Raw genomic sequence first — 25,286 nt, forward strand, 5'->3', positions numbered from 1 at the left:
CAGGGCTTCTACGCCGGCGCCTGCAGCTGGGCCGCCAGCACCGCGGCCACGTGCCGGGCCTCGCGCTGCACGCCGTCGTGGATCTGGTGGCGGCAGCTGGTGCCGTCGGCCACCACCACGGCATCGGCGGGCGCCTGGCGCAGCGCCGGCAGCAGGGACAGCTCGGCCATGCGCATGGACACATCGTAGTGGCCGGCCTCGTAGCCGAAGCTGCCGGCCATGCCGCAGCAGCTGCTCTCGATCAGCCGGGGCTGCACGCCGGGGATCAGCCGCAGCACCTCCAGCACCGGGGGCAGGGCGCCCAGGGCCTTCTGGTGGCAGTGGCCGTGCACCAGCACCGGCGCCTCCAGGGGCCGCAGCCGCCGCTGCAGGGCCTCGAGCCGGCCGGCCGCGGCCTCGCGCGCCAGGTACTCCTCCAGCAGCAGGGCCTGGCCGCCCACCGTGGCGGCCGTCTCGCCCAGGCCCAGCGACTGCAGCTCGTCGCGCAGCGTCAGCAGGCAGGACGGCTCCAGGCCGACGATGGGGATGCCGCGCGAGGCGAAAGGCAGCAGGGCGTCGACCAGCTGCCGGCCCTTGGCCCGCGCCTCGTCCACCCGGCCGCTGGCCAGGTAGGTGCGGCCGCAGCACAGGTGGCCGCCGGCGCCGTCGGCGCGTGCCGCGACGTGCACCGTGCAGCCGGCCGCCTGCAGCACCGCCAGCGCGTCGCGGGCGTTCTCCGACTCGAAGAAGCCGTTGAAGGTGTCGACGAACAGCACCACCGGCTGCCGCGCGGCCATCACCTCGGCGGCCGTCGCGCCCGGCAGGCGGCCGCGGAAGAAGTGGTCGCGGCGCCAGCGCGGCAGGCTGCGCTTCGCGGACAGGCCCAGCAGCCGCTCGCCCAGGCGCGCCAGCAGCGGGCTGGCGTTGCGCAGGTTGAGCAGCGGCGCGAGCCGGCTGGCCCAGCGCGCGTACTCCGGCAGGCGGGCGATCAGGCGGTCCTTCAGCCGGTCGCCATGGCGGGCGCGCCAGTGGTGCAGGAACTCGATCTTCATGCGCGCCATGTCCACGCCGGTGGGGCAGTCGCGCTTGCAGCCCTTGCAGCTGACGCACAGGTCGAGCGCGTCGCGCACCGCCTGGCTCGCCAGACCTTCCGGCCCGAGCTGGCCCGACACGGCCAGCCGCAGGGTGTTGGCGCGCCCGCGCGTGAGGTGCTGCTCGTCCCGCGTGACGCGGTAGCTGGGGCACATGGTGCCGGCGTCGAACTTGCGGCAGTGGCCGTTGTTGTTGCACATCTCCACCGCCTTGGCGAAGCCCTGGGCGGGGTCGCCGCCGGTGCCGGGGGCGGTGGTCTTCTCGGTGATCGGGTCGTTCTGCACGTCCCACTCGCGCCAGTCCAGCGCGGTGCGCAAGGGGATGACGCGGTACCGGGGCGAGAAGCGCATCAGAGCGGTGTCGTCCATGGGCGGCGCATCCACGATGCGCCGCGGGCACAGCAGGCCCTGCGGGTCGAACAGCTCCTTGATGTCGCGGAAGGCCTCGGTGATCGCCGGGCCGAACTGCCAGGAGATCCATTCGCCGCGGCACAGGCCGTCGCCGTGCTCGCCGCTGTAGGCGCCGCGGTAGCGGCGCACCAGCGCCGACGCCTCCTCGGCGATGGCGCGCATGCGCGCCGCGCCGCCTTCCGGGCCGGCCGCGCGCATGTCCAGGATGGGCCGCACGTGCAGCGTGCCCACGGAGGCATGGGCATACCAGGTGCCGCGCGAGCCGTGCCGGCGGAACACCTGGGTCAGGGCGTCGGTGTACTCGGCCAGGTGCTCCAGCGGCACGGCGCAGTCCTCGATGAAGCTGACCGGCTTGCCGTCGCCGCGCAGGCTCATCATGATGTTCAGGCCCGCCTTGCGCACCTCCCACAGGTTCTTCTGCGCCGCCTCGTCCTCCAGCCGGACCACCGTGCCGGGCAGGCCCAGGTCGCCCATCAGCTCGACCAGGCGGTCCAGCAACGCCACCAGCCGGGCCCGGTCGCTGCCCGAGAACTCCACCAGCAGCACCGCGTCGGGCTGGCCGATCACCGCGCCGCGGATCACCGGCGCGAACGCCGGGTTGCGCAGCGACAGCTCGATCATGGTGCGGTCGACCAGCTCGACCGCCGTCAGCAGGCCGTCCGCGCCCAGCTCGCGCACGATGTGCTGCGTGCTGTCCATGGCCTTGTAGAAGCTCTGGAAGTTCACCACCCCCAGCACCTTGCTGCGCGGCAGCGGCGCGAGCTTCAGGCTGAGGCTGCGGGTGAGGGCCAAGGTGCCCTCGCTGCCCACCAGCAGGTGCGCCAGGTTGACGCCGCCGTCTTCGGTGTAGGGCTTGGGGTTCTGGTTGCGGAAGACGTCCAGGTTGTAGCCGGCCACGCGGCGCAGCACCTTGGGCCAGCGCTCGTCGATCTCGGGCGCCAGGCGCTGGGCCAGCATGCGCACGCGCTCGCCGATCTCGCGTACCCGGCCGGTCGCTTCCTCGAAGCGGCCGAAGCGGTGCAGCTGACCGTCGGCGGTGTAGGCCTGCAGCCCCGCCACGTTGTGCACCATGTTGCCGTAGGCGATGCTGCGGCTGCCGCAGGAGTTGTTGCCGGCCATCCCGCCCAGCGTGGCCTGGGCGCTGGTGGACACATCCACCGGGTACCACAGGCCGTGGGCCTTGAGCTGCGCGTTCAGGTGGTCCAGCACCAGCCCGGGCTCGACCTCGCAGCTGCGCGCCTGCACGTCCAGCGACAGCACCTGGCGCAGGTGCTTGGAGCAGTCGATCACCAGGCCGGCGCCCACGGTCTGGCCGCACTGGCTGGTGCCGCCGCCGCGCGGCACGACGGGCACGCCCAGGCCGCGGCAGATGTCCAGCGCCAGGCGCAGGTCCTCGGCCTCGCGCGGCACGAACACGCCCACCGGCATCACCTGGTAGATGGACGCGTCGGTGGCGTAGCGGCCGCGGTCGGCCGGCGAGAACAGCACCTCGCCGCGGGTTTCGCTCGCCAGGCGCTGGGCCAGGCGGCCCGCGACCTCGCTGCCGGTGGCGGCCGCGACGGTGTCGTAGGCGCCGGCGGCGGACTCGCGCGCCACCGACAGGGGCAGGGGCGCGTTCATCGGTCCGCCTTTCCGGCCTCCCGGGCCGCCGCGTCGCGCAGCTGCTCCAGCACCACGTCGCGCTTGTTGTGCAGGTGGGCCACCAGCACGGCGCGCAGCGCGGCGCCGTCGCGGGCCTTCAGGGCTTCGATCATCTTGTCGTGTTCCTCGAGGGCGCGCTTCCACTTGGCGCCATCCTGGTTGGAGCGGAAACGCAGGGCCTGCAGGCGGGCGTTGACCTGGTTGTAGGTCTGCGTCAGCACCGGGTTCTTGGCCGCGGCGTTGATGGCGCGGTGGATGCGCGCGTTGAGCGCGTAGTAGGCGGACAGGTCGCCGCGGGTGTAGGCCGCCAGCATCTCGAAGTGCAGCGCCTGGACCTCGGCGAGTTCCTCTTCGGTGACGCGCAGCGCCGCCAGCTCGCCGGAAAATCCCTCCAGGGCCGCCATCAGCTCGAAGCTGTGGGCCACGTCCTCCTCGCGCAGGGTCACCGCCACCGCGCCGCGGTTGGGCACCAGTTCCACCAGGCCCTCGGCCGCCAGCATCTTGATGGCCTCGCGCAGCGGCGTGCGCGAGACCTGCAGCACCTCGGACAGCTCGCGTTCGTTGAGCTTGGCGCCGGGGGGGATCTGGCCCTCCACCAGCATCTGCCGCAGGCGCCGCGCCACCTGGTCGTGCAGCGTCGCACCGGAGATGGAAATGATGTCCGCTGTCATGGGCGGTATTTTGTATGCAAAAAGACCGGCCGTCAAAAGCCAACGGCAGAGTAGCCCCGGAGGAAGCCTGCTTGACAAAGCGATTTTGTATGCAAAAAATGCCCCCGACCTCACTCCCCGTCCACCATGCTGCAACTCGACTTCCACCCCACCGGTCGCCATTTCCTGCAGATCCCGGGCCCTTCTCCCGTGCCCGACCGCATCCTGCGCGCGATGAGCCTGCCGACCATCGACCACCGCGGCCCGGAATTCGCGGTGCTGGGCAAGCGCGTGCTCGCCGGCGTGGGTCAGATCTTCCAGACCCGGCATCCGGTGGTGATCTACCCGGCCTCGGGCACCGGCGCCTGGGAGGCCGCGCTGTCCAACGTGCTCAGCCCCGGCGACGCGGTGCTGATGTACGAGACCGGCCACTTCGCCAGCCTGTGGAACAAGATGGCCCTGCGGCTGGGCCTCAAGCCCGAGTTCCTGGCGTACCGGGGTGCCGATGCCCAGCTGCCCAATGCACCCGGCTGGCGCCAGGGCGTGCAGGCCGACCAGATCGAGGAGCGCCTGAAGGCCGACACGCAGCACGCGATCAAGGCGGTGTGCGTGGTGCACAACGAGACCTCCACCGGCGTGACCAGCGACATCGCCGCGGTGCGCCGCGCCATCGACGCGGCGCGGCACCCGGCGCTGCTGCTGGTGGACAGCATCTCGGGCCTGGCCTCGGCCGACTACAGGCACGAGGCCTGGGGCGTGGACGTGACCGTGAGCGGCTCGCAGAAGGGCCTGATGCTGCCGCCCGGCATCAGCTTCAACGCGGTCTCGCCCAAGGCGATCGAGGCCAGCAAGCGCGCCAGGCTGCCCAAGGCCTTCTGGGCCTGGGACGAGATCATCGAGATGAACCAGGGCGGCTACTGGCCCTACACCCCCAGCACCAACCTGCTGTACGGCCTGGCCGAGGCCTGCGACATGCTGCTGGATCCCACGCACGGCGGGCTGGAGGGCACCTTCGCCCGGCACCGCCGCTGGGGCGAGGGCGTGCGCGCGGCGGTGCGCGCCTGGGGCCTGCCCATCCAGTGCGCCGACCCGCAGCTGTACTCGCCCGTGCTCACCGGCGTGCTGCTGCCCGAAGGCGTGGACGCCGACGCGGTGCGCCGCCTGATCTACGAGCGCTTCGACCTGTCGCTGGGCACCGGCCTGGGCAAGGTCAAGGGCCGCATGTTCCGCATCGGCCACCTGGGCGACTGCAACGACCTCACCCTCATGGCGGCCTTGTCCGGCTGCGAGATGGGCCTGAAGCTGTCCGGCGTCAAGCTCGCCGCCAGCGGCGTGCAGGCGGCGATGGAGTACTTCGCGGGACACCCCGCGCCAGTGGCCCTGCAGAAGGCCGCGTAAAGAACAACGTTGATTCACCACCCAAGGAGACAAACCATGTTGCGCAGAACCTTCGTGGCGGGCGCCGCCGCCGCCGTCGCCGTCCCCCATCTGCAGGCGCAGAACCTCCCCGCGGGGCCGGTGCGCATCATCGTGGGCTTCGCCCCCGGCGGCGGCACCGACATCCTGGCCCGCGTGATCGGCCAGAAGCTGGCGGACATGTGGAAGACCCAGGTCATCGTGGAGAACAAGGCCGGCGCCTCCGGCACCATCGCCGCCGACTACGTGGCCAAGCAGCCGGCCGATGGCACCACGCTGCTGATGGCGCACATCAACAGCCAGGCCATCACGCCGGCGCTGGTCAAGCTGAACTACAACCCCGAAACCGACTTCCAGCCCATCGTGCTGGTGGGCGTCACGCCCAACCTGCTGATCTGCAACGAGCAGCAGCCGGCCAAGACGGTGAAGGACCTGGTCGAGCTGTGCCAGAAGAATCCCGGCAAGGTCAGCTTCGGCTCGGCCGGCACCGGCTCCGCCCAGCACCTGGCGCTGGAGATGTTCATGCTGGCGGCCAAGGTCAAGGCCATCCACGTGCCCTACAAGGGCTCGGGCCCCATGCTCACGGACCTGATCGGCGGCCAGATCCAGTACAGCTTCGACACCATGACCGCCGCCACGCCGCACGTGAAGAGCGGCAAGGCGATCCCGATCGCCCAGACCCGCCCGCAGCGGGCCAAGGCCTACCCCAACGTGCCGACCATGGCCGAGTCGGGCTTCCCCGGCTTCGAGGCCACCACCTGGTACGGCCTGGTCGGGCCGGGCAGGATGCCCGTGGCCATGGCCAAGCGCATGAACGAGGACATCAACAAGGTGCTGCTCATGCCCGATGTCATGGAAAGGCTGGAGGCTTCCGGCGCGGAGGAGGGCGGCGGCTCCACCGAGAAGTTCGGCCAGTTCATGAAGGCCGAGCAGGCCAAGTGGGCCAAGGTCATCAAGGACGGCGGCGTCAAGGCCGATACCTGATGGGGCAGGCGCAAGGACGCCCGCTGCCGCTGGCCGGCGTGCGGGTGCTGGACATCAGCCAGGTCATGGCCGGCCCCTACGCCTGCATGCTGCTGGGCGACCTGGGTGCCGACGTGGTCAAGATCGAGCCGCCCGGCACGGGCGACCAGACGCGCGGCTCCATGGGCTTCAAGATGAAGGGCGCCGACAGCCTGGGCTTCCTCAACATGAACCGCAACAAGCGCAGCATCGTGCTGGACCTCAAGAGCGAGGCCGGCAAGTCGGTGCTGCTGCGGCTGGTGCGGGACGCGGACATCCTGATCGAGAACTACCGGCCCGGCGCGATGCGGCGCCTGGGCCTGGGCTACGAGGCACTGCGCGAGATCAACCCGCGCCTGGTCTACACCAGCATCTCGGGCTTCGGCCAGACCGGGCCCTGGTCCGACCGGCCGGGCTTCGACCTGATGGCGCAGGCCATGTCGGGCGTGATGAGCGTCACCGGCTACCCGGACAGCCCGCCGGTCAAGGCGGGCGTGCCGGTGGCCGACATCGGCTGCGCGCTGTTCGCCATCTACGCCACGCTGGCCGCCTACATCGGCGCCAGGGACACCGGCCAGGGCCAGTACGTCGACGCGGCGCTGTTCGACTCGGCCATGGCGTTCTCGGTCTGGGACATCTGCGACTACTGGGGCACGGGCCAGCCGCCGCAGCCGCTGGGCACGGCCAACAAGATGACCGCGCCCTACCAGGCCATGGCCAGCAGCGACGGCCACTTCGTGATGGGCGCCAACAACCAGAAGCTCTGGGTGCAGCTGTGCACGCTGATGGGCCGCGAGGAGCTGCTGCAGGATGCGCGCTTTTCCACCATCGCGCTGCGCCTGGCGCACCGCGCCGAGCTGCAGGACGAGCTGGAGAAGACCTTCCGGCAAAAGCCCAAGGACCACTGGGTGGAGACGCTGCTGGCCAACGGCATCCCCGCCGGGCCCATCCTGTCCTACCCCGAGGCCTTCGGCAGCGAGCACGCCCAGGCGCGGCGCATGCGCATGGAGATCGACCATCCGGTGGAAGGCCGGGTGCCCAACATCGGCTTCGCGGTCAAGCTGTCCGGCACGCCGCAGCAGGTGCGCCGGCACCCGCCGCTGCTGGGCGAGCACACGGCCGAGGTGCTTGAGGAGCTGGGCATCGGCGGCGAGGAGCAGGCCAGGCTGCGTGCGCAGGGCGCGCTCGGGACATGAGCGAAGGCCAGGTGCACCTGACGGTGGAGGGCGCCATCGCGTCCGTCACCTTCGACCGGCCCGAGGCGCGCAACGCCATGACCTGGGCCATGTACGAGGCGCTGGTGCGCATCTGCGAACGGCTGCAGGGCGACGCCTCGGTGCGCGTGGTGCGCTTCCGGGGCGCGGGCGGCCAGGCCTTCGTGGCCGGCACCGACATCGCCCAGTTCCAGGCCTTCACCGGCGGCGAGGACGGCGTGGCCTACGAGCGGCGCATCGACGCCTGCATGGCGCTGCTCGAATCGCTGCCCATGCCCACCGTGGCGGTGCTGGAAGGCTGGGCCATCGGCGGCGGCCTGGCCATCGCCACCGCCTGCGACTTCCGCATCGCCACGCCGGGCACCCGGCTCGGCGTGCCCATCGCCCGCACGCTGGGCAACTGCCTGTCCATGGCCAACGTGGCCCGGCTGGTGGCCGCCCTGGGCCGGCCGCGTGCCGAGCGCCTGCTGCTGCTGGCCGACCTGCTGGGCGCCGAGGAGGCGCTGGCGGCGGGCTTCCTGCTGCAGATCGCGCCGGCCGAGGCGATGGACCAGGCCAGCGACGCGCTGTGCGAGCGCCTGGCCGCGCTCGCGCCGGTGACGCAGCAGGTCAGCAAGCAGGCGCTCAACCGGCTGCTGCGCGCGCAGCTACCCGAGGCCGAAGACCTGATCCGCCGCTGCTACGGCAGCCAGGACTTCCGCGAAGGCGTGCAGGCCTTCGTCGCCAAGCGCCCACCGGCCTGGCGGGGCCGCTGAACGGCCGCGCAGCATAGCCCCCGTCCTACGGCGGGGTGGCCGGCCGCTGCCTACCATGGGTCCATTCCGTTGAGAGGTATGGCATGGCTGCTGCTGAAGAACGCGCTTCCAGGAACGCTCCGCTCGACCTGAGCGAATCGGTCGCGGGCGAGGAGGACCCGGGCGCATCGGTGGACCTCGCCGTGCGCGACGAGAAATCCCCGGGCGCCACGGACCAGCCGGCGGGGGCCGCGGGCGCGCGGCCCGGCGCGCCGACGCCGCCCATGAGCCGCGGCGACGAAGCGCCCCCCGGCACGCCCGGCACGGGCGAGGACGTCTGCCCCAGCTGCGGCGGCAGCGGCCGGCTCCAGGGTTCCTCCTGCCCCAACTGCGACGGCACCGGCAAGGTGACGGTGGGCATCGGCGGCGCCTGAGCGGCCCCAGGCGCCGGGCCCGCTGCCGCGCCGGCACCAGCTCGCCACCCGCAGTGGCGTGCTGGAGTACGTGCATTCGGGCAGCGGCAGCCCGACCTACGTGCTGATGAACGGCGCGGGCGTCACGCTGGAAGGCTGGCGGCCGCTGTACCCCGGCATCGAGCGGCTGGGCACGGTGTTCGCCTGGAACCGCCAGGGCCTGGGACGCAGCGCGCGGCCGCGGTCGCGCCAGACCGGTGCCCTGGTGGTGGCCTCGCTGCGCGAGCTGCTGGCGTACGCGGGCCTGGCGCCGCCCTACGTGCTGGTGGGGCACTCGCTGGGCGGCCTTCACGCCAACCTGTTCGCGCGGCTGCACCCGGCCGAGGTGGCCGGCGTGGCGCTGATCGAGGCCACCCACCCGGACGACTGCGGCCGGCTGCGCGAGCACGAGGGGCGCCTGGCCGGCGTGCTGGCCCGCCTGCTGGCGGTGCCCGCGGCCTGGCTGCGGCCCAACCTGCACGCCGAGCTGGCCTGCGCCCTGGACACGGCGCGGCAGGTGGAAGCGGCCGGGCCTTTCCCGCCGGTGCCGCTGGTGGTGGTCAGCGGCGGCCAGACGCCGCCGCGCTGGCTGATGTCACCCGAGGCGCTGGAGCTCAAGCAGGCGCGCCAGCGCGCGCTGGCGGCGCTGTCGCCACTGGGCGAGCAGGTGATCGCGCAGGCCAGCGGCCATTTCCCGCAGCGCACCCAGCCCGAGCTGGTGCTGGACGTGCTGCGGCGCCTGGCGGATTCGGTGACCTCCGCGCGTGGCGCTGCGGTCTGAGCCCTTCGGAGCGGCCGGGCGGGCTCAGCCAGAAAGGCCCTTGTAGAACATGTAGGCGGCCAGCAGGTACAGGATGCTGCCGAACACCTTCTTGAGCTGCTTGACCGGCAGGGCGTGCGCCGCCTTCGCGCCCAGCGGCGCGGTGAGCACGCTGCCCAGGGCGATGACCACCAGGCCGGGCAGCCAGATGTAGCCGAAGGAGGCGGGCGGCAGGCCGCTGACGCTCTGGCCGCTGATGACGTAGCCGGCGACGTTGGCCACGGCGATCGGGAAGCCCAGCGCCGCGGAGGTGGCGACCGCGTTGTGGATGGCCACGTTGCACCAGGCCATGAAGGGCACGCTGATGAAGCCGCCGCCCGCGCCCACCAGGCCCGAGAGGAAGCCGATGATGCCGCCGGCCGCCACCGTCCCCGCCGTGCCCGGCATCTGCCGCGTCGGCTTGGGTTTCTTGTCCAGGAACATCTGGGTCGCGGAGAAGCCCACGAACAGGCCGAAGAAGATGGCCAGCACGCTGCCCTTGAGCAGCGCGAACACGCCCAGGCTGCCGGCCAGGCTGCCGATCACGATGCCGGGGGCCAGCCGCTTGACGATGTCCCAGCGCACCGCGCCGCGCTTGTGGTGCGCGCGCACGCTGGAAACGGAGGTGAAGATGATGGTGGCCATGGAGGTGGCGATCGCCATCTTCACCGCCAGGTCCGGCCCGACGCCGCGCGCGGAGAGGATGAAGGTGATGAAGGGCACCATCACCATGCCCCCGCCTATGCCCAGCAGGCCCGCCAGGAAGCCGGTGCCCAGGCCCAGCAGGGCGAGTTCCACGATCAGGCGGGGAGTGAGCAGGTCCATTCGTTTGTTGTTGTCGCGGGGAAGGGCCTGCATTGTCGCAGCCCGCTCAACGGCAAGCTGACGCCCACCTCACGGATCGCGCGCGCAACGCGCGGCGCGATCCCCCAATGACGAAGGCCGGATTCACTCCGGCCTTCGTCATCTGACTAGCTACCACTTTGAAAACGCGCAGCGTTTTCAAAGTGAACAAATAAGGCGTCTGCAGATGCCACCGGACCGGCATCCTGAACCAGGGGTTCAGGTGGGCGAGGTCAACCAGGCGTTGGGTTCATCTGACGCGAGACGATCACGCTCGCCAGGTTTGTTCCAAGCCCGAGCTCAAAGAGCATTGGTTCAAGGAAATATAAAGCCCGGCACGCACCGCAGACACGGGTTCATTCTAGGCGCTGGCCGAGCAGCGTGGGGTCAAAACACTGCCGGCGCAAAGTGAAAAAATGCAGCCGCTTGACAGCCGTCGAAGCTGCTCAACGGCAGAGCGTCAGAGCAGCCGGCCGTCGTCGCCCAGCACGTGGTCCAGCCGCTGCAGCAGCTGGGCCAGGCGTGGGTCGTTGGCGGGCGCGCTGGCCGCGGGCGCACGCGCGGGGGCGGGTGCCGGCGGCTGCGCCGTGGCGCGATCGGCCACGTCGAAGGCCAGGTTCAGCGCCGCCAGGACGGCGATGCGGTCGCGCGCCTTGACCTTGCCGGCATCGCGGATGCGGCACATGGCGGTGTCGACCTTCTCCACGGCCTCGAGCAGGCGCTGCTCGCCGCCTTCCGGACAGCCGAGCAGGTAGCTCTGACCCATGATCTGCACCTCGACCTGCTTCATGGCGACGGCGAGGCGCTCAGGCCGCGCTCTTGATCTCGGGCAGGCGTTCGAGCAGCGCGTCGACCCGCGACCGCGCCGCGGACAGGCGTGAGCGCAGCGAATCGCGTTCCTGGGTGAGCACCTCGACCTGCTGCGTCAGCAAGGCGTTGGTGCGCTGCAGCTCCTCGTAGCGCACCAGCAGGCGCTCGACGCGCTCTGCGATCTGTTCGACCTGGGTGGCGGAAGACATGGCTGGAAATTGTAGGCTTATGTTTCTGCTTTCTATTTAGAATCGCGGTGTTGGTGCTCGCGGTGTGGTTCACATGCCGCAGTTCAACGGGAAGCAGGAAGGCGGTGCCGCAAGGCCAGCCCAACCTGCGCTGCCCCCGCAACGGTAAGCGGCGAATGCCTCATGGCATTCCCCTCCATCACAAGCAGCCACTGGGCGCGCATGCGCGCCTGGGAAGGCGATGGAAGGCCAGCCGCCAGCCCGGATACCGGCCAACGAGGTGGCGGTGCGCGTCTCGCGACGCGCGCCGCCGTGACGCCCAATGTACCGGCGGGGAGGCCGGTGCGGGTTTCCAACTGTGATCGCTTCTTCCATGAACCACCGTGCACTGCACGTCTTTCGCGTCGGCCGCCCGACGCTGCTGGCGCTCGCCCTCGTGGCCGCCGGCGTCTCCCACGCCCAGACCGCCGCGCTGGGCGAAACCGTGGTTACCGCCACGCGCACCCCGGCCCGGGCCGACAGCCTGGTCAGCGACGTCACCGTGCTCACGCGCGAGGACCTGCAGCGCCAGCCCGGGCGCAGCCTGCCCGAAATCCTCGCGCGCGAGGCCGGCGTGCAGTTCGCCGCCAACGGCGGTCGCGGCAAGAGCAGCAGCGTGTTCCTGCGCGGCACCGAGGCGCGCCACACCATCCTGCTGATCGACGGCGTGCGCTATGGCTCGGCGACGCTGGGCACGCCCGTGTGGGAGAACCTGCCGCTCGACGCCATCGAGCGCATCGAAGTGGTCAAGGGCCCCGCCTCGTCGCTGTACGGCAGCGACGGGGTGGGCGGCGTGGTGCAGATCTTCACGCGCCAGGGGCGGCAGGGATTCCATCCGTACGCCGAGCTGTCGGCCGGCAGCCGGGGCTACACCCAAGGGGCGGCCGGCTTTTCGGCCGGCCAGGGCGCGTTCAGCGGCTCGCTGGGCCTCCAGGCGCTGAACGACCGCAGCTTCTCGGCCACCAACCCTGCCGTGCCGTTCGGCAACTACAACCCGGACCGGGACCCGTTCCGGCAGCGCTCGGTCAACGCGCAGGGGGCGTGGTCCTTCGCGCCCGACTGGAAGCTCGAAGGCGGCTTGCTGCACGCCGAAGGCACCAGCCACTTCGACGATGGTCCCGGCCGCGATTCGCACAGCAAGGTGCGCACCTCGCTGCTGCGCGCGAATGTGAACGGCCGGGTGACCGGCGACTGGCAAACGCGCGTGCAGCTGGCGCGCAGCCGCGATGTGTCCAACGCCGTGGTCGCCTCCGTCCTGCCCAGCGACTTCGAGACCACGCAGGACCAGCTGCTGTGGCAGAACGACCTGGCCACGGCGCTCGGCGTGGCGCAGCTGGGCCTGGAGCGGCTGGAGCAGCAGGTCGACGGCTCCACCGCCTACGCCGTGCGCGAGCGCACCATCAACTCCGCCTTCGCCGGACTCAACGGCGAGGCCGGCGTGCACGGCTGGCAGGCCAGCCTGCGGCATGACCGCAACTCGCAGTTCGGTCCGCACACCACGGGCTTCGCCGGCTACGGCATCCGCTTCGCGCCGGCCTGGCGCGCCCATGCCTCGTACGGGACGAGCTTCGTGGCGCCCTCGTTCAACCAGCTGTACTTCCCCCGCTTCGGCAACCCCACGCTGCAGCCCGAGGAGGGCAGGAACCGCGAGTTCGGCCTGACCTGGAGCCCGGGCGACCACACGGTGAAGCTGGTGCGTTTCGACAACCGCATCCGCGGCTTCATCCCCAGCGGGCCGCTGCCGGCCAACGTGCCGCGCGCGCGCATCGACGGCTGGACGCTGTCCTGGGACGGCCGCTTCGCCGACCTGGGGCTGCGCGCGGCCTACGACAGGCTGGACCCGCGCAACCAGCTCACCGGGCGCAAGCTCCCCCGCCGCGCCGACGAGCAGGTCACGCTGGGTGCCGACTGGCGCGCCGGTGCCTGGACGCTGGGCGGCTCGCTGCTGTACGTGGGCGAGCGCTTCGACGATGCGGCCAACAACGTCCGCCTTGGCGCGTACACCACGGTGGACCTGTTCGCCACCTACGCGCTGGCGCGGGATTGGACGCTGCAGGCCAGCCTGCGCAACGCCGCCGATCGCGAGTATTCCACGGTGCGCGGCTACAACCAGCCCGGTCGCGCCTTCGTCGCCACCCTGCGCTGGCAACCCAAGTAAGCTGGCCGCGCATGACTGCCGTTTCGCCGTACACGCCATCCCGCATCGTCTGCCTCACCGAGGAGACGACGGAGTGGCTGTACCTGCTGGGGCAGGAGCATCGCATCGTCGGCATTTCCGGCTACACGGTGCGGCCGCGCCGCGCGCGGGACGAGAAGCCCCGGGTCAGCGCTTTCCTTTCGGCCAAGATCGACAAGATCCTGGCGCTGGAGCCGGACTGCGTGTTCGGCTTCTCCGACCTGCAGGCCGACATCGCCTCGGCCCTGGTGCGCCAGGGCGTGCAGGTCACCGTCTTCAACCAGCGCAGCGTGGAGCAGATCTTCGCCATGCTGTGGCAGGTGGCGGCCCTGGTGGGCCAGGCGCAGCAGGGCGAGGCGCTGCTGGCGCGGATGCGCGCGCGGCTGGACGCCATCCAGGCTGCGGCGCGGGCGCTGCCGCGCCGGCCGCGCGTGTTCTTCGAGGAATGGGACGAGCCCCCCATCAGCGCCATCCGCTGGGTCAGCGAGCTGCTCACCGTTGCCGGTGGCGACGACTGCTTCGTGGAGCTGTCGCGGCAGGCGCTGGGCAAGGACCGCATCGTGCAGGACGCCGCGGAGATCCCGCGCCGCAACCCGGACATCGTCATCGGCTCCTGGTGCGGCAAGAAGTTCCGACCCGAGAAGGTGGCCGCGCGCCCGGGCTGGCAGGACGTCAGCGCCGTGCGCGACGGCCAGCTGTTCGAGATCAAGTCAGCCGACATCCTGCAGCCCGGTCCGGCGGCGCTGACCGACGGCGTGGAGCAGCTGCACCGCATCGTGATGGACTGGGCCCGGACGCATGCCTGAACCCACCGTCGCCAGAAGCGAGCTGATCCTGGGCGGCCAGAAGAGCGGCAAGACGGCACGCGCCGAATCGCTGGCAGCCGCCTGGCTGGACCGGTCGCCGCAGCACCGGGCTGTCTACATCGCCACCGCGCAGGCCTGGGACGAGGAGATGCGCGAGCGGATCGCCCGCCACCGGCGCGACCGCGCCGACCGGGTGCCGCGCATGGAGACCGTGGAGGAGCCCAGCGCCCTGGCCCAGGCCATCGGGGTGCACAGCCGGGCCGACACGCTGATCGTGGTGGACTGCCTGACGCTGTGGTTGACCGGGCTGCTGATGCCGGCGGTCGGCACGCCTGGAGCCGACCCGGTGTCGGGTATTGCTCAGGCCCAGGAGGAAGCCCGGCCCGATGCCGTCCTTGCGGGAGCAGTTCGGGCCTGCGCCGGACCGCTCGTGCTGATCAGCAACGAGATCGGCCTGGGCGTGATCCCCATGGGCCACGACGTGCGCGCCTTCGTCGATGCCCTGGGCACCCTGAACCAGCAGGCGGCGGCCGCCTGCGAGCGCGTCACGCTGATGTCGGCGGGGCTGGCCCTCACGCTCAAGGGGGCCGCATGACGGGTGCGCGGGCGGCCCGGTCCTGCCCGGCCGTGCTGATCGCGGCCCCCGCGTCGGGCCAGGGCAAGACCACGGTGGCCTGCGCTCTGGCGCGGCTGCACGCCCGGCAGGGGCGCCGTGTGCGTGCCTTCAAGTGCGGGCCCGATTTCCTGGACCCGCAGTGGCTCGCGCTGGCGAGCGGCGCGCCGGTGCACCAGCTCGATCTCTGGATGACGGGCGAGGCCGATTGCGCCGAGCGGCTGTGGCAGGCGGCCGGCGAGGCGGACCTGGTCATCGTCGAAGGGGTCATGGGACTGTTCGACGGCGAGCCGAGCGCCGCGGATCTGGCGCGCCGCTTCGGGCTGCCGGTGATGGCCGTGGTCGATGCCGCCGCCATGGCCGGCACCTTCGGTGCCCTGGCGCATGGCCTGCGGCATTACCAGGCCGGCCTGCCCTGGGCCGGCGTGCTGGCCAACCGGGTGGCGGGCGAACGCCACGCCGCGATGCTGCAGGCCGGCCTGCGCGACGGCGCGGACTGGCTCGGCGGGCTTGCGCGCCAGCCGGCCGCTGCCTTGCCCGAGCGGCACCTGGGGCTGGTGGCGGCCGGCGAGCTGCCCGATGCGCTGCGGCGGCTGGACGCCGCCGCCGATGCGCTGGCGGCGACGCCGCTGGGCAGCCTGGCGCCCGGGCAATTGCAGCGCTGGACGATGCGGATCGAGCCGCCTGCCGCGCCGCCGGCGATACCCCCCTTGCTGCAGGGACGCACGGTGGCCATCGCCCGTGACGCGGCCTTCTGCTTCGTCTACGCCGCCAACCTCGACTGCCTGCAGGCACTGGGTGCGCGGCTGTCGTTCTTCTCGCCTTTGGCCGGCGAGGCGCTGCCCGAATGCGACGCCGTCTGGCTGCCCGGCGGCTACCCGGAGCTGCATGCGCCGCAGCTGTCGCGCAACCTGCGCCTCCGCGAGGGCCTGGCGGCGCACCTGGCGCGCAGCAAACCGATGTGGGCCGAGTGCGGCGGCATGATGGCGCTGTTCGACGCCTTGCAGACCGCCGACGGCCAGGTCCATCCGATGTGGGGGCTGCTGCCCGGGCAGGTGGTCATGCAGCAGCGGCTGGCGGCGCTCGGGCCGCAGCAGCTGGCGCTTGCCGGCGGCGTGCTGCGCGGCCATACCTTCCACCATTCCCTTTGCGCCAGCCCTCTCGCCCCCGCGGCCCACACCACGAGCCCTGGAGGCGTGAAAAGCGGCGAGGCGCTGTATCGGCTCGGATCGCTGCGCGCGAGCTACTTCCATGCCTGGTTTGCCTCCAGCCCGGCAGCGACGGCGGAACTGTTCCATGCCTGACACCTCCACCGCCCCGAAAAACCGCACGGTGCACTGGCTGTTGCTGCTTCTGGCCTTGCTGCTCGCCACGCCGGCGCGGGCGCTGGACCTGACGGACGACCGCGGCGTGCGCATCACGCTGGACGCGCCACCGCAGCGCATCGTCAGCCTGCTGCCTTCGCTGACGGAGACGGTGTGCCACCTGGGCCAATGCCATCGGCTGGTCGGTGTGGACCGCTACTCCAACTGGCCCGAGGCGGTGCACCGGCTTCCCCAGGTGGGCGGCGGACTCGATCCCAGCATCGAGGCCATCGTGGCCCTGCGGCCCGACCTGGTGCTGGCCGGCACCTCGATGCGCGCGATCGCGCGGCTGGAGGCGCTGGGCGTGAAGGTGGTGGCGCTGGAGCCGCGCACCCACGCCGACGTGCGCCGCGTGCTGGGCAAGGTCGGCGTGCTGCTGGGGGTGGACGATGCCCAGCGGGTCTGGCGCGAGATCGACGCGGGCGTGTCGGCCGCCGCCCAGTCGCTGCCGGCCCAGGTGCAGGGAACGCGTGTCTATTTCGAGGTGAACCGCGGCCCCTACGGCGCCGGCGAGGCATCGTTCATCGGCGAGACGCTGGCCCGGCTGGGAGTGCGCAACATCCTGCCGGCCACCCTGGGGCCTTTTCCCAAGCTGAATCCGGAGTTCGTGGTGCGCGCCAACCCCGACCTGATCATGGTGGGTGCCCGCGACGGCGCTGAACTGCACAACCGGCCGGGCTGGGGCGCGATCCGCGCGCTGCGCGAGCAACGGGTGTGCAGCTTCGCGCCGGCCGAGGCCGAGGTGCTGGTGCGCCCGGGGCCGCGGATGGCGGAGGCGGCCCGGCTGATGGCGCGCTGCCTGGCCGACAAAGCGCCGCGCGGCGCGCAGCGAGCCGCTCCGTGAGACGCGGCGGTGGCGCCCTGCTGGGCATGACCCTCGCGGCGCTGAGCGCCGGGCTGCTGGTGCTGGGCACCGGCATCGGCAGCGCGGGCTTCGAAGGCATGCTCGCGCCGCTGCTGGATCCCGCTGCCGATCCGGCGCAGGCCGCGATGGCGCGGCAGATCGTCTGGGAGATCCGGCTGCCGCGCACCCTGGGCGCCTGGCTGGCGGGCGCGCTGCTGGGCCTGGCCGGCGCGCTGGCCCAGGGCCTGTTCCGCAACCCGCTGGCCGATCCCTACCTGCTGGGAAGCGCGGCCGGCGCGTCGCTCGGCGTCGCCCTCGCGCTGGCCGCGATGGGTGGTGCCGCCGGTATGCTGGGAGGCAGCATGAGGAGCGCCGCGACCGTGGGGCTGTCTTCCTCCGACATCTGGGTCCGCCTGGGCTTCACCGGCGCGGCGTTCGCCGGCGCGGTGCTGGCCGTGGTGCTGACGCTCGCGCTCGCGCGCGGCGTGCAGCACACGTTGCGGCTGCTGCTGGCCGGGGTCATCGTCGGCGTGGTGCTGGGCGCGCTGAGCTCCCTGGTCCTGTTGTTCTCGCCCGACTCGCTGCAGGCGATGCAGGCATTCATGCTGGGCTCCACGGGCTTCGTGGGCTGGAGCGCCTGCGCCCTGATGGCCGGCGCCTGGCTGCTGACCGCTTCGGCAGCCTGGCTCCTGGCGCGGGCGCTGGACGGCCTCGCCCTGGGCGAGGCCACGGCCCGGAGCCTGGGATTGGCGCTGGGCCCGCTGCGCGCCGCGCTGGTCGCGGCGCTGGCCCTGGCCACCGGCACGGCCGTGGCGCAGACCGGGCTGATCGCCTTCGTCGGCCTGGCCGCGCCCCACCTGGTGCGCGCTGCGTTCAGCCTGCCGCACCGCCGCCTGGTGCTGCTGGCCAGCCTGATGGGCGGCGTGCTGTTGACGGCCGCCGACCTGCTGGCGCGGGCCCTGATCGCGCCGCAGGAGCTGCCGGTGGGCATTCTGACGGCCGTGCTCGGCGGCGGCTACCTGCTGTGGCTGATGCACAGGCGTGGCGGCCACCTGGGGACCGGAGGCCTGCATTGAACGCAGCGGCTTTGCAGGCGCTGGGCCTGCGGGTGGCCCTGGGAGGCCGGCCGGTGCTGCACGGCATCGACCTGGCTTTCCCCGCGGGTCGCTGGACCAGCGTCGTCGGACCCAACGGCGCGGGCAAGTCGACGCTGCTGAAGGCGCTGGCCGGCCTGCTGCCGGCCGAAGGCCAGGTGGCGTTGCTCGGGCAGCCGCTGGCAGCCTGGCGGCAGCGCGAGCGGGCGCGCCGGCTCGCCTGGCTGGGGCAGGGCGAAGCCGGCGCGGAGGACCTGACCGTTCATGACGTCGCCATGCTGGGCCGGCTGCCGCACCAGCCGTGGCTGGCTCCGCCGGGCCCTGGCGACCGGGCGGCCGTGGAGCAGGCACTGCGCGCGACGCAGGCCTGGGACTGGCGCGACCGGCCGCTGGGCCAGCTCTCCGGCGGCGAGCGACAGCGGGTGCTGCTGGCGCGTGCGCTGGCCGTCCAGGCGCAGGTGCTGCTCATGGACGAGCCGCTCGCCAACCTCGATCCGCCTCACCAGTCGGACTGGCTGCTGCTGGTGCGCGACCTGGCGGCGGCAGGCCGCACGGTGGTCAGCGTGCTGCACGAGGTCACCATGGCGTTGCAGGCGGATTCGCTGGTAGTGATGGCGCAGGGCCGCGTCGTGCACCAGGGCGCCTGCGCCGCGCCCGCCACGCACCGCGCCGTGGAAGCAGTGTTCGATCGGCGCATCGCCGTCCACGCGGTGGCCGGCCGGCCGGTGGCGCTGCCGCAATGAGGAGATACAAGGCATGAACATCGAGCAACCGCCCTCGGCCAAGCCGTACGACAAGCCGCAAGGCGAGCGCCGCGGGCTGGTGATCGTCAACACCGGCGACGGCAAGGGCAAGAGCACGGCCGCTTTCGGACTGGCGCTGCGCGCGCACGGCCGCGGCAAGGCGGTGAAGATCTACCAGTTCATGAAGGTGCCCACCGCGCGCTTCGGCGAGCACCGCATGTTCGAGCAGATCGGCATCCCCATCGAGGGCCTGGGCGATGGTTTCTCCTGGAAGAGCCAGGACCTGGAGCGCTCGGCCCAGCTCGCGCGCGACGGCTGGCAGCGGGCCAGGCAAGCCATCCTGGGCGGGCAGTTCTTCCTGGTGGTGCTGGACGAGCTCACCTACCCGCTGATCTACGGCTGGCTGCCGCTGCCCGAGGTGCTGCAGACCCTGCGCGAGCGGCCGAAGGATGTGCACGTGGCCATCACCGGCCGGCGCTGCCCGCCCGAGATCGTGGAGATCGCCGATACCGTGACCGAGATGACCAAGATCAAGCACGCCTTCAATGCCGGCGTGCCGGCGCAACGCGGCATCGAGGACTGAGGCGATGGCTGGCGGGTCCTCGCCCATGCTTGCCGGCGCCGTCGCCCTGGCGGTGGCGTTCGCCCTGGACCGCTGGCTGGGCGAACCGCCCGCGCGCTGGCATCCGGTGGTGGGGATGGGGCGCTACCTGGGCTGGATCGGCGGGCGCGTCGCGCCGCGCGAGGAGCGGCCGGATCCCGATTGGCTCGCCTTCTGGGCCGGTGCCCTGGCCTGGAGCGGCGCCGCGCTGCTGCTGGCGCTGGCTGCGTGGATGGTCCAGCGGTGGCTGCTGGGGCTGCCCGCCCTTGCAGCCGGGCTGTTGCTGGGCCTGCTGCTCAAGCCGCTGCTGTCCTGGCGCATGCTGCGCGAGGAAGTGGCCGCGGTGGAGGATGCGCTCGCTGGGTCGCTGGACGACGGGCGGCGGCGGCTGGCGCGCCTGGTGAGCCGCGACGTGAGCCAGCTGGACGAGGCCCAGGTGCGCGAGAGCGCGATCGAGTCGCTCGCGGAGAACTACAACGACTCGGTGGTCGCGCCGGTGTTCTGGTTCGCCGTCGCCGGGCTGCCCGGCGCGGTGCTGTACCGCTTCGCGAACACCGCCGATGCGATGTGGGGCTACCGGGGCTTTCGCGGCGGGCTGCACTGGGAATGGGCCGGCAAGTGGACGGCGCGCGCCGACGACGCGCTGTCCTGGCTGCCGGCGCGGCTGGCGGCGCTGCTGCTGGCGCTCGCCGCGGCACGCCGGCTGCCGGGCCTGCGCGGCCAGTCGGCGCTGACGCCCTCGCCCAATGGCGGCTGGCCCATGGCGGCCATGGCGCTGGCGCTGGGCGTGCGGCTGCGCAAGCCGGGCGTGTACGCGCTGAACGCGGGTGCGCCTTCGCCGGCGCCCATGCACACCCGGCAGGCACTGCGGCTGTGCGGGCGCGCGTTGCCGCTGCTGCTGGCCTGTGCCTGGCTGCTGGCGGCCGCCGTGCAGGGAGCCTGGCTGCGATGAGCGAGCATGGCGGCCCCGACGCGCTGGGCATCCCGGCGCACGATTTCTCCACCAATGCCAATGCCTGCGGCCCCTGCCCGCAGGCATTGCTGGCGGTGCAAGGGGCCGATGCCCGGCAGTACCCGGATCCCGGCTACGGCCTGCTGCGGCAGGCGCTGGCGCAACTGCACCAGGTCGAGCCCGCCCGCATCGTGCTGGCCGCCAGCGCCAGCGAGTTCATCCAGCGCGTCACGGCCTGGTGCGCCCGCCAGGGGATTCGCAGCGCCGCCGTGCCGCGCCACGGCTATGGCGACTATGCGCGGGCGGCGCGGGCCTGGGGCCTGGCCGTGGTGCACGAGGGCGCGGCGCCGCTGCTGTGGCTGTGCGAGCCCTCCAGCCCGCTGGGCCAGGCGGAAGAACGCTGGGACGCTGCCGGCCAGGCCGAGGTGGTAGTGCTGGACCGTGCCTACGAGCCGCTGCGCTTGGAGGACTGGAGCAGCGGCACCGCGGCCGACCCGGGAGGTGTCTGGCAGCTGTGGACGCCCAACAAGGCGCTGGGCCTGACCGGCGTGCGGGCGGCCTATGCGATCGCGCCGCGCGGCGCGGAGCAGGGCATGGCCGCGCTCGAGGCGCTGGCGCCTTCCTGGCCGCTGGGCGCGCACGGCGTGGCGCTGCTGCACGCCTGGTGCGAGCCTGCGGTGCAGCTGTGGGTGCTGGACAGCCAGCACGTGCTGCGGCGCTGGAAGCTGCAGCAGCAGGCGCTGTGCCGCGACCTGGGCTGGCGCTGCGAGCCCAGCGCCGCCAACTTCTTCGTCGCCGGCCCGCTCGCGCCAGGGCGCCTGGCCGCCCTGCGGCAGCAGGGCGTCAAGCTGCGCGACGGCAGCTCCTTCGGACTGCCCGGCCAGGTGCGCTTGAGCGTGCAGCCGCCGGCCAGCCAGGCAGCGCTGCGCCTTGCCTGGAGGGCTACCGCATGAAGGCCAGGTGCGTGATGGTGCTGGGCACCACCAGCAGCGCCGGCAAGAGCTGGCTGGCCACAGCGCTGTGCCGCTGGTACGCGCGCCAGGGGCTGAAGGTGGCGCCGTTCAAGGCGCAGAACATGAGCAACAACGCCCGTGTCGTCGCCGGCGGGGAGATCGGCAGCGCGCAGTATTTCCAGGCGCTGGCCGCCGGTGCCGAGCCCGAGGTGCGCATGAACCCGCTACTGCTCAAGCCCGAGCGCGACACGCACAGCCAGGTGGTGCTGCTGGGTCAGGTGGACGAGGAACTGACGGCCAGGCCCTGGCGCGGGCGCAGCGCCAGCGTGTGGCCGCGGATCGCCCGGGCGCTGGACGAGTTGCGGGCCGAGAACGACGTGGTGGTGATCGAAGGCGCGGGCTCGCCGGCCGAGATCAACCTGAAGGACAGCGACATCGTCAACATGCGCGTCGCCGCCCATGCGGATGCCGCCTGCCTGCTGGTGACCGACATCGACCGCGGTGGCGCCTTCGCCCATCTCTACGGCACCTGGGCCTTGCTGGACGCGCCGGAGCGCGCCCGCATCCGCGGCTTCGTGCTGAACAAGTTCCGCGGCGACGCGGCCCTGCTGGCGCCGGCGCCGCAGCGCCTGGAGCAACTCACCGGCGTCCCGACCCTCGCCACCTTGCCCATGTGGCGGCAGCATGGCCTGCCCGAGGAGGACGGCTGGTACGGCGCCCGCGGCGGCGCGGGCGAGGGCCGGGCGATCGCGCTGGTCGCCTACCCGCGCATCAGCAACCTCGACGAGTTCCAGCCGCTCGCCAACCTCCCGGGCGTGCGGCTGGTGTGGGCGCGCAGGCCGGCCGACCTCGCCGGCGCCGATTGGGTGGTACTGCCCGGCTCCAAGCACACCAGCGGCGACCTCGCCTGGCTGCGCGAGCAGGGCCTGGACCGCGCCATCTTGCGCCATGCAGGCGAGGGCAGGACCGTGCTGGGCGTGTGCGGCGGCCTGCAGATGCTGGGCGAGGCGCTGGTCGACCCGCACGGCATCGACGGCAACGCCCCCGGCCTCGGCCTGCTGCCGCTGGTGACGCAATTCGAGCCCGCCAAGACCGTGCGCCGCACCAGCGCGCGTTTCGGCGCGGTGGGCGGCCCCTGGGCGCCGCTGGCCGGCGTGGCCGTCGCGGGCTACGAGATCCACCATGGCCGGACCGCGCAGCACCCGGCGATGGCACGCGCGCAGGCGGTGCTGCCCGACGGCCTGGGCTGGCAGAACGCCGGGGGCAACGTGCTGGGGCTGTACCTGCATGGCATGTTCGAGGACCCGGCGGTGCTGCAGGCCCTGTTCGGCGCCCAGGCGCCCACGCTGGACCATGTGTTCGACGGCCTCGCCGACTTCATCGAGGCCCATTTCCCGGCCGGCGCGCTGCCCGGCCTCATCACCCGTTCCTGACCATGGACATCCCCGACCTCCACGACGCCGCGCTCGCGGCGCGCCTGCAGCACAAGCTGGACCGCAAGACCAAGCCGGCGGGCTCGCTGGGCCGCATCGAAGCGCTCGCGCTGCAGCTCGGGCTGGTCCTGGGCTGCGAGACCCCGCGCCTGCGCGAGCCGCAGGTGCTGGTATGCGCGGGCGACCACGGCCTGGCCGCGCGCGGCGTCTCGGCCTATCCCAGCGACGTCACCTGGCAGATGGTCGAGAACTTCCTCTCCGGCGGCGCGGCGGTGAGCGTGCTGGCGCGCCAGCATGGCCTGGCGCTGACGGTGGTCGACTGCGGCGTGCGCCACGACTTCGCGCCGCGCGCGGGGCTGCTGGCACGCAAGATCGCGCCGGGCACCGGCGACAGCTCGCAGGGCCCGGCGATGACGGCGGCGCAATGCGCGCAGGCCATCGCCAACGGCCGCGACGTCGTCGCCCGGCTCCCCGGCAACGTGATGCTGCTGGGCGAGATGGGCATAGGCAACACATCCGCCGCCTCGCTGCTGCTGGCGCGGCTGACCGGGCACGACCTGCTCGACTGCGTGGGCGCCGGCACCGGCCTGGACGCGGACGGCATCGCACGCAAGCGCGCCCTGCTCGGCGAAGTGCTGCAACGGCACGCGGATGCGAAGGAGCCGCTGCAGGCGCTGGCGGCCTTCGGCGGCTTCGAGATCGCGACCCTGGTGGGCGCGGTGCTGCAGGCCGCGCGCGAGCGCCGCGTGATCGTGGTGGACGGCTTCATCTCCAGCGCCGCGGTGCTGGTCGCCAGGGCCCTGGAGCCGCACGTGACGCAGCGCTGCGTGTTCTCGCACCGCTCGGACGAATGCGGCCACGGCCTCATGCTGCGCCACCTGGGGCCGGACCGGTCCACGCCGGCGCGCGCGCTGCTGGACCTGGGCCTGCGGCTCGGCGAAGGCTCGGGCGCCGTGCTCGCATGGCCCCTGCTGCAATCGGCCTGCGCGATCCTGGAGCAGATGGCCAGCTTCGAATCGGCGGGCGTCTCCGACAAGGGCGCGCGATGAATGCGGTGCGCCACTACCTGCTGGCCCTGCAGTTCTTCACCCGCGTGCCGGTGACGGGCCGGCTCGCCGGCTGGGTGGGCTACAGCCCCGCGCTGCTGCGCGCCAGCGCGGCGCATTTCCCGGGCATCGGCCTGCTGGTGGGACTGCTCGCCGCGGGCGTGGCCTGGGTGCTGCTGGCGTGGTTGCCGCCCGGTCCGTTCGCGCCTTTCGTCGCCGCGGTGTTCTCCACCATCGCCACCGTGCTGTTCACCGGCGCGCTGCACGAGGACGGGCTGGCCGACGTGGCCGACGGCCTGGGCTCATACGCCGACCGCCGGCGCGCCCTCGAGATCATGAAGGATTCGCGCATCGGCGCCTTCGGCGCCATGGCGCTGGTGCTGGCCTTCAGCGCCAAGCTGGGGCTGCTGGCGCTGATCGCGTCCCACGACGCGGGCGCGCTGGCCGCGGGCCTGGTGCTCGCGCACGTTCTCTCGCGGGCCTGGCCCCTGCTGCTGATCCACTGGCTGCCTTACGTAGGCGAGGCCGACGGCGTCAAGGCCAAGCCCATGGCCGATGCGATCTCGGGGAGCACGCTGGCCGTGGCGGCGACCTGGACCCTGCTCGCCGCCGCCGGCGTGGCATGGCTGCAGGGCGTGGTCTTCCTGATGGTTCCGCTGCTGCTCTCCGCGCTGGCGCTGCTAGCGATGCTGCGCCTCTTCGCGCGGCGCCTGCAGGGCTTCACCGGCGACTGCCTGGGCGCCACGCAGCAGGTCTGCGAGATCGGCTGCTACCTGGGCGTGGCGCTCGCGCTGTGAAGCTCTGGCTGGTGCGCCACGCGCGGCCAATCGTGCAGGAGGGCATCTGCTACGGCGCGACCGACCTGCCGGCCGATCCGCAGGCGACCCTGGAAGCAGCGCGGGCGCTTGCGGCGGCCCTGCCGACGGGCCTGGCGGTGCGGTGCTCGCCGCTGCGCCGCTGCCTGCAGCTGGCCCAGGCCTTGCACGCACTGCGGCCTGACCTGGCACACGAGACCGATGCGCGCCTGGCGGAGATGGACTTCGGCACCTGGGAAGGACAGCGCTGGGACGCGATCGGCCGCACGGCCTTCGAAGCGTGGATGGCCGACTTCGCGCGGCACCGCTGCGGCGGCGGCGAAAGCGTGGCGGTCCTCATGGCCCGCGTCGGCCAAGCCATGGCGGAGGTTCGTGCCGGCCATCGCGACGTTTTATGGATCAGCCATGCCGGCGTCGTCCGCGCCGCCCGGATGCTCGCCCGCGGCGTGCCGGCGCCGGCGCAGGCCAGCGACTGGCCGGCCGACGGCGTCGGCTTCGGTGCGGCGCACTGCCTGGACCTGTGTGACCCCGGGGAAACCCCCGCCGCGCAGCCGCAGGCCTGAACGGGCCTGGCTCC

25 protein-coding genes, 1 other RNA gene and 1 riboswitch are annotated in these 25,286 nt (G+C 72.5%); of the genes, 20 read left to right on the forward strand and 6 right to left on the reverse strand.

All coding sequences use genetic code 11. The annotated features are described in order from the left end of the window. Window positions 1-8 precede the first annotated feature (8 nt). Together RTA_RS08345 and RTA_RS08350 are read right to left on the reverse strand one after the other, a co-directional pair. A complete protein-coding gene (locus tag RTA_RS08345) occupies window positions 9-3,101 on the reverse strand; it encodes an FAD-binding and (Fe-S)-binding domain-containing protein (protein ID WP_013900948.1) in 3,093 nt (1,030 codons plus the stop codon). Beyond that, window positions 3,098-3,793 (reverse strand): GntR family transcriptional regulator, encoded by a 696-nt coding sequence (locus RTA_RS08350; protein ID WP_013900949.1) that lies wholly within the window; start codon window positions 3,791-3,793, stop codon window positions 3,098-3,100. The genes RTA_RS08345 and RTA_RS08350 overlap by 4 nt, the downstream gene beginning before the upstream one ends. A 126-nt stretch (window positions 3,794-3,919) precedes the next feature. Between RTA_RS08350 and RTA_RS08355 the strand changes: the two genes are divergently transcribed. The 6 genes from RTA_RS08355 (at window position 3,920) to RTA_RS08380 (ending at window position 9,371) form a co-directional block, all read left to right on the forward strand. Next, entirely contained in the window at window positions 3,920-5,170 is a 1,251-nt protein-coding gene (locus RTA_RS08355) for a pyridoxal-phosphate-dependent aminotransferase family protein (RefSeq protein WP_041675210.1), read from the forward strand. Between the two features lie 36 nt (window positions 5,171-5,206). Next, entirely contained in the window at window positions 5,207-6,172 is a 966-nt protein-coding gene (locus RTA_RS08360; protein WP_013900951.1) for a Bug family tripartite tricarboxylate transporter substrate binding protein, read from the forward strand. Then, window positions 6,172-7,386 carry a CaiB/BaiF CoA transferase family protein gene (locus RTA_RS08365; protein ID WP_013900952.1) on the forward strand — a complete coding sequence of 405 codons (1,215 nt, stop codon included), beginning with the start codon at window positions 6,172-6,174 and terminating at the stop codon, window positions 7,384-7,386. The genes RTA_RS08360 and RTA_RS08365 overlap by 1 nt, the downstream gene beginning before the upstream one ends. After that, window positions 7,383-8,159, forward strand: coding sequence for an enoyl-CoA hydratase/isomerase family protein (locus RTA_RS08370; protein ID WP_013900953.1), 777 nt, complete (start codon window positions 7,383-7,385; stop codon window positions 8,157-8,159). The genes RTA_RS08365 and RTA_RS08370 overlap by 4 nt, the downstream gene beginning before the upstream one ends. Window positions 8,160-8,242: 83 nt before the next feature. After that, window positions 8,243-8,572, forward strand: a complete 330-nt coding sequence (locus tag RTA_RS08375; RefSeq protein WP_013900954.1) for a hypothetical protein — start codon at window positions 8,243-8,245, stop codon at window positions 8,570-8,572. Between the two features lie 58 nt (window positions 8,573-8,630). After that, window positions 8,631-9,371, forward strand: a complete 741-nt coding sequence (locus RTA_RS08380; RefSeq protein ID WP_049871254.1) for an alpha/beta fold hydrolase — start codon at window positions 8,631-8,633, stop codon at window positions 9,369-9,371. A gap of 24 nt (window positions 9,372-9,395) precedes the next feature. Here the strand turns inward: RTA_RS08380 and RTA_RS08385 are convergent, their stop codons facing one another. The 4 genes from RTA_RS08385 to RTA_RS08395 form a co-directional block, all read right to left on the reverse strand. Beyond that, window positions 9,396-10,214 carry a sulfite exporter TauE/SafE family protein gene (locus tag RTA_RS08385; RefSeq protein ID WP_041675211.1) on the reverse strand — a complete coding sequence of 273 codons (819 nt, stop codon included), beginning with the start codon at window positions 10,212-10,214 and terminating at the stop codon, window positions 9,396-9,398. 192 nt (window positions 10,215-10,406) lie between these two features. Beyond that, window positions 10,407-10,586, reverse strand: a non-coding RNA gene (gene ssrS / locus RTA_RS21495) — 6S RNA. 106 nt (window positions 10,587-10,692) lie between these two features. After that, complete coding sequence (locus RTA_RS08390) at window positions 10,693-11,022, reverse strand: cell division protein ZapA (RefSeq protein WP_041675212.1); 330 nt, start codon at window positions 11,020-11,022, stop codon at window positions 10,693-10,695. Window positions 11,023-11,038: 16 nt separating this feature from the next. Further along, on the reverse strand, window positions 11,039-11,251 hold the full coding sequence (locus RTA_RS08395) for a hypothetical protein (protein WP_013900958.1): 213 nt from the start codon (window positions 11,249-11,251) through the stop codon (window positions 11,039-11,041). Window positions 11,252-11,285: 34 nt separating this feature from the next. Then, window positions 11,286-11,521: riboswitch (cobalamin riboswitch) on the forward strand. Window positions 11,522-11,603: 82 nt separating this feature from the next. Here RTA_RS08395 and RTA_RS08400 point away from each other — a divergent pair. The 14 genes from RTA_RS08400 to RTA_RS08465 are packed head-to-tail and all read left to right on the forward strand — an operon-like array spanning window position 11,604 to window position 25,272. Then, window positions 11,604-13,427, forward strand: a complete 1,824-nt coding sequence (locus RTA_RS08400; RefSeq protein WP_143762932.1) for a TonB-dependent receptor domain-containing protein — start codon at window positions 11,604-11,606, stop codon at window positions 13,425-13,427. Window positions 13,428-13,438: 11 nt separating this feature from the next. Further along, entirely contained in the window at window positions 13,439-14,251 is an 813-nt protein-coding gene (locus RTA_RS08405) for a cobalamin-binding protein (RefSeq protein ID WP_013900960.1), read from the forward strand. Further along, entirely contained in the window at window positions 14,244-14,846 is a 603-nt protein-coding gene (locus RTA_RS08410; RefSeq protein WP_013900961.1) for a bifunctional adenosylcobinamide kinase/adenosylcobinamide-phosphate guanylyltransferase, read from the forward strand. Before RTA_RS08405 ends, RTA_RS08410 begins: the two co-directional genes overlap by 8 nt. Beyond that, window positions 14,843-16,168 carry a cobyrinic acid a,c-diamide synthase CobB gene (locus RTA_RS08415; protein ID WP_013900962.1) on the forward strand — a complete coding sequence of 442 codons (1,326 nt, stop codon included), beginning with the start codon at window positions 14,843-14,845 and terminating at the stop codon, window positions 16,166-16,168. Before RTA_RS08410 ends, RTA_RS08415 begins: the two co-directional genes overlap by 4 nt. After that, the gene (locus RTA_RS08420) at window positions 16,161-17,072 is read left to right on the forward strand and encodes an ABC transporter substrate-binding protein (RefSeq protein WP_013900963.1); all 912 of its coding nucleotides are present in this window, start codon (window positions 16,161-16,163) and stop codon (window positions 17,070-17,072) included. The genes RTA_RS08415 and RTA_RS08420 overlap by 8 nt, the downstream gene beginning before the upstream one ends. A gap of 26 nt (window positions 17,073-17,098) precedes the next feature. Then, entirely contained in the window at window positions 17,099-18,148 is a 1,050-nt protein-coding gene (locus RTA_RS08425; RefSeq protein WP_049871255.1) for a FecCD family ABC transporter permease, read from the forward strand. Next, entirely contained in the window at window positions 18,145-18,909 is a 765-nt protein-coding gene (locus RTA_RS08430) for an ABC transporter ATP-binding protein (protein ID WP_013900965.1), read from the forward strand. The genes RTA_RS08425 and RTA_RS08430 overlap by 4 nt, the downstream gene beginning before the upstream one ends. A gap of 13 nt (window positions 18,910-18,922) precedes the next feature. Continuing rightward, window positions 18,923-19,492 (forward strand): cob(I)yrinic acid a,c-diamide adenosyltransferase, encoded by a 570-nt coding sequence (gene cobO, locus RTA_RS08435; protein WP_013900966.1) that lies wholly within the window; start codon window positions 18,923-18,925, stop codon window positions 19,490-19,492. A 4-nt stretch (window positions 19,493-19,496) separates the two neighbouring features. Continuing rightward, entirely contained in the window at window positions 19,497-20,462 is a 966-nt protein-coding gene (cbiB, locus tag RTA_RS08440; protein WP_041675213.1) for an adenosylcobinamide-phosphate synthase CbiB, read from the forward strand. After that, window positions 20,459-21,415 carry an aminotransferase class I/II-fold pyridoxal phosphate-dependent enzyme gene (locus RTA_RS08445; protein ID WP_013900968.1) on the forward strand — a complete coding sequence of 319 codons (957 nt, stop codon included), beginning with the start codon at window positions 20,459-20,461 and terminating at the stop codon, window positions 21,413-21,415. Before cbiB ends, RTA_RS08445 begins: the two co-directional genes overlap by 4 nt. Beyond that, window positions 21,412-22,848 (forward strand): cobyric acid synthase, encoded by a 1,437-nt coding sequence (locus RTA_RS08450; RefSeq protein WP_013900969.1) that lies wholly within the window; start codon window positions 21,412-21,414, stop codon window positions 22,846-22,848. Before RTA_RS08445 ends, RTA_RS08450 begins: the two co-directional genes overlap by 4 nt. Window positions 22,849-22,850: 2 nt before the next feature. After that, complete coding sequence (cobT, locus tag RTA_RS08455) at window positions 22,851-23,897, forward strand: nicotinate-nucleotide--dimethylbenzimidazole phosphoribosyltransferase (protein WP_013900970.1); 1,047 nt, start codon at window positions 22,851-22,853, stop codon at window positions 23,895-23,897. Beyond that, window positions 23,894-24,691 carry an adenosylcobinamide-GDP ribazoletransferase gene (locus RTA_RS08460; protein ID WP_013900971.1) on the forward strand — a complete coding sequence of 266 codons (798 nt, stop codon included), beginning with the start codon at window positions 23,894-23,896 and terminating at the stop codon, window positions 24,689-24,691. Before cobT ends, RTA_RS08460 begins: the two co-directional genes overlap by 4 nt. Further along, window positions 24,688-25,272, forward strand: coding sequence for a histidine phosphatase family protein (locus RTA_RS08465; protein ID WP_013900972.1), 585 nt, complete (start codon window positions 24,688-24,690; stop codon window positions 25,270-25,272). The genes RTA_RS08460 and RTA_RS08465 overlap by 4 nt, the downstream gene beginning before the upstream one ends. Window positions 25,273-25,286 lie beyond the last annotated feature (14 nt).

Source organism: Ramlibacter tataouinensis TTB310, from assembly GCF_000215705.1.
Taxonomy (GTDB): domain Bacteria; phylum Pseudomonadota; class Gammaproteobacteria; order Burkholderiales; family Burkholderiaceae_C; genus Ramlibacter; species Ramlibacter tataouinensis.